The sequence below is a fragment of the Imhoffiella purpurea genome, from assembly GCF_000585215.1.
In the GTDB taxonomy this organism is placed as follows: Bacteria; Pseudomonadota; Gammaproteobacteria; order Chromatiales; family Chromatiaceae; genus Imhoffiella; species Imhoffiella purpurea.
This window is the reverse complement of record NZ_AONC01000047.1, coordinates 1-3,886: the sequence shown is the minus strand read 5'-3', so window position 1 is coordinate 3,886 and position 3,886 is coordinate 1. Positions and strand designations below refer to the sequence as shown.

General features: G+C 60.8%; 2 protein-coding genes. Both read left to right on the top strand.

Translation table 11 applies throughout. From position 1 onward, the window contains the following. Nucleotides 1–2,577: tetratricopeptide repeat protein (locus tag D779_RS15220; protein ID WP_198295730.1), on the top strand; the 2,577-nt coding region annotated here is incomplete at its 5' end. Continuing rightward, the coding region (locus D779_RS22335; protein WP_157726425.1) for a tetratricopeptide repeat protein at nucleotides 2,574–3,886 on the top strand (1,313 nt) is incomplete at its 3' end. The genes D779_RS15220 and D779_RS22335, both read left to right, overlap by 4 nt.

The following is a 3,886-nucleotide window of genomic DNA, read 5'->3' as shown; positions in this document are numbered from 1 at the left end:
GCGGAGCAGGGCGACCACCCGGGCGCGCATCACGGGCTCGGCGTGCTGGAGGTCGAGCGTGGCCGGATGGAGGAGGGACTGGGGCACCTGAGACGGGCCTTGGAGTCTGCGCCCGAGACGGGGGACTACTGGCAGTCCTTCGCCGAGGGTCTGTTGCTGGCGGGGCGGGCGCAGGATGCCGCGAGCGTGATCGAGCAGGCCATGGCGGCCGGACTGCGCACTCAGGCCGCCATCGAGCTCCAGATGCGGATACAGGCCCAGATCCTCGCGGGTTCCGGCCAGTCGCACGAGCGAGACAGGATTCTCGAACGACTCGCCATGGGCCGGTTTTCCGAGGCCGAGGATTTGGCTCGGCAGTTTTCAGCGCGGGAGCCGGGGGATGCCTTTGGCTGGAAGGTCCTTGGTACCCTGCTCGTCCGCAGTGAGCGGATCGACGAGGCGATTTCCGTGCTGCAACGGGCGCGGACGCTGGATCCGCAGGATGGGGAGACGCTCAATAGCCTGGCGCGTGCCCATCAGTCTCTGGGTGCCATGGCCGAAGCGGTCGATCTCTACCGCGCCGCCTTGACGCGACAGCCTGAGAGTGCGGAGATCTGGAACAATCTGGGTATGGCATTGAAGGAGTTGGGCCGGCTGGATGGGGCGCTAGTTAGCGTCGATCAGGCCCTCAAGCTTCATCCTGGTTACGTCAAGGCCCATAACAATCGAGGTGCCTTGCTGGCGGAATCGGGCAGATTGGACGAGGCGCTGGAATGTTTCGAGCGCGCCCTGGCCATCGATTCCGAACACACCGGCTCCTATAAGGGGCGGGGTGCGGTGTTACTTCGGCTCGGGCGGATGGACGAGGCGATTCTCAGCTATCTGCAGGCATTGACGCTTCAGCCGAACGATGTGGATGGATTGACGACTCTGGGCGTCGCCCTGAACGACATGGGGCGATTCGAGGAGGCGTCCGACTGTTTCGAGAGGGCACTGGCCGTGGATCCGCAATCGGTCGCCGCCTATTCGAACCGAGGCATGTCGATGTTTCGTCTCGGTCACCTCGATCTGGCCATGGCCTATTACGATCAGGCATTGGCGATCCAGCCATCCGCTATCGAGCCCCTGAACAATCGAGCCATACTCTTGCATCATCTCGGCCGCATGGATGAGGCATTGGCGTCTGTGGACAAGTCCCTGGCCGAGAAGCCGGATTTCGCCATGGCGCTCAACAATCGCGCTAACGTGTTAAAGGATCTGGCCCGTTTCGACGAGGCCATCGCGGACTATAGGCGTGCCATTGCGATCAAGCCCGATTTCTCGATCGCATACTCCAATTTGCTGTTCGTGCTGAACTATCATCCTGCGAAGTCCGCGGAGGATATTTTTTCCGCTTACCAGGACTACGATCGTCGTTATGGCGAGCCTCATCGCGGGTCCTGGCGATCGCATCGGAACGATCCCGACCCCCAGCGGCGCTTGAGAATCGGTTACGTCTCTGCCGATTTTCGAGGACATTCCGCCTATTATTTCCTCAAGCCGCTTTTCGCCCAGCACGACAAATCGCTCGTCGAGTTGACCGCCTATTCTCAGGTCATGCGCGAGGACCATATCACGGCCGAACTCCGCGAGCATGTCGATCATTGGGTTTCGACGCTGGGTATGAGCGATGAGGCTCTGGCCGAACGCATTCGCGCAGACCGTATCGACATCCTGGTGGATCTGGCGGGTCATACCGGCGGGAACCGATTGGGGGTCTTTGCGAGGCGCCCCGCTCCGGTCTCCGTCTCCTGGATGGGGTATGGCTATACGACCGGGTTGAAGTCGATCGACTATTTTCTGACGGATTCGGTCATGGCGCCAGCCGGGAGCGAGCATCTGTTCGCCGAGGCACCATGGCGCTTGGATGCCCCTTCGATCGCTTATCGGCCATCGGACGACATGGGTATGGTCGGCTCTTTGCCGGCGCTTGACCGTGGCTTCATTACCTTCGGCACGCTTTCGCGTTCGGTTCGGATCAACGACCGCGTCATTCGGGTCTGGTCGATAATCTTGAATCAGGTCGGCGGCTCACGTCTTGTGATCGACAGCAAGGATTTCGTGACGCCTTCCGCTCAAGCCGCCATGGCCGCCAGGTTCGCCGCCCATGGTATCGGCCCGGACAGACTGGATATCGGCTATCACTCTCCTCCCTGGGATCTGCTGCGGAGCATGGATATCGCGCTCGACTGTTTTCCTCACAACTCGGGCACGACCCTGATCGAATCTCTGTATATGGGTGTCCCATTCGTGACCCTCGCCGATCGCCCAAGTGTCGGGCGAATCGGCAGCATGATGCTGGTCGGCGCGGGTCACGGCGAGTGGATCGCCGAGAACGAAAACGATTATGTCGGCAAGGCCGTCGCTCTTGCAAACGACCTGGAGCGTCTGGCCGAGATTCGCGCGACGCTTCGGGAAGAGCTGGACTCTGGACCCTTGCGCGACGAGGTTGGCTTCGCGCGCCGGGTCGAGCAGGCCTATCGGCAGATGTGGGGCCGCTGGTGTACATCGGAATCGGATCCGGACGCCGATGCCGTCGACGAGACTGACCGCCATTGAAGAGAGATGGCGCATCAATGGTCGATACGGCAGCTTTGGTCGAAGATGCGCGGCAGCAGCATCGTGCCAACCGTCTGGATATTGCGGAAAACCTGTATCGAGCGGTTCTCGCGATCGATGGCGATCGAGCCGAGGTACACTTGTATCTCGGAACCCTCTTGATGGATTCGGGCAGACCTAGCGAGGCCCTGTCATCCTTTCGTCAGGCCATTTCGATCGGTCCCGATCTCGCGGAAGCCTATCAGGAAATGGGCCTTGCGCTTCGATCGCTCGGGCGTCTTGACGAGGCGTTGGATACCTTCTCTCGCGGTTCCAAGCGTTGTCCTGAACACGCGGGGCTGTCGAATAGTGTCGGGAGTCTCCTGTGCGAGCTCGGACGACACCGGGAAGCCTTGAGCTACTATGAGCGAGCGATCCACCTCAGTCCGGGAAAGGCATTTCTGCATCGCAACCTCGCCAACGTGCTCGGGCATCTCGGCCGTTTGGCGGAGGCACTGGATCATTTCCGCATGGCCCTGTCCTACAGGCCCGAATATGCCGAGGCCTACAACGATGCTGGATTGGTATTGCAGGAGTTGGGGCATCTCGAGGAAGCGCGACACTATTATCGGCGCGCGCTGGAGATCGACCCCCATCTCGCGCATGCACACTCCAATCTCGGCAATATCTATCAGCGGATCGGTCGCCTCGAGGATGCGGCACTCTGTTATCGTCAAGCGATCGAGATCATGCCCGGGCTCCCCGAGGCCCACAACAACCTGGGGCAATTGCTCGTCCTGTTGGGGCGTACGGAAGAGGCTTGCGGGCATTTTCGTCATGCATTGACGCTCAAGCCGGACTATGCCGACGCCTGGAGCAATCTTGGTCATGCGTTTCAGCGGATCGGCCGTCTCGACGAAGCGTCCGCTTGCTTCGATCGGATTCTGTCCCGGCAGCCGAACCACCCGGGCGCGCTCAACAACTTTGCCAATTTGCTCAAGGATCAAGGGCGATTGGAAGAGTCTCTGGAGACCCACGAACGCGCCTTGGCCGCTCAGCCAGAAGTGGATTCGACCTATTCGGACTACTTGTTCACGCTCAATTACCACCCGGACAAGTCTGGAGAAGAGATCTATGCGGCCTACCGGGAATTCGATCGGCGCTTTGGGCGAGGGCATCGGGCGAGCTGGCGGGCCCATGCGAACCTTTCCGATCCCCGGCGGCGATTGCGCGTGGGATATGTCTCGCCGGATTTTCGCTGTCATTCCTCGCGGCATTTTCTCGAGCCCCTGCTGGAGCATCATGACCGCGAGGCGGTCGAGGTCACGGC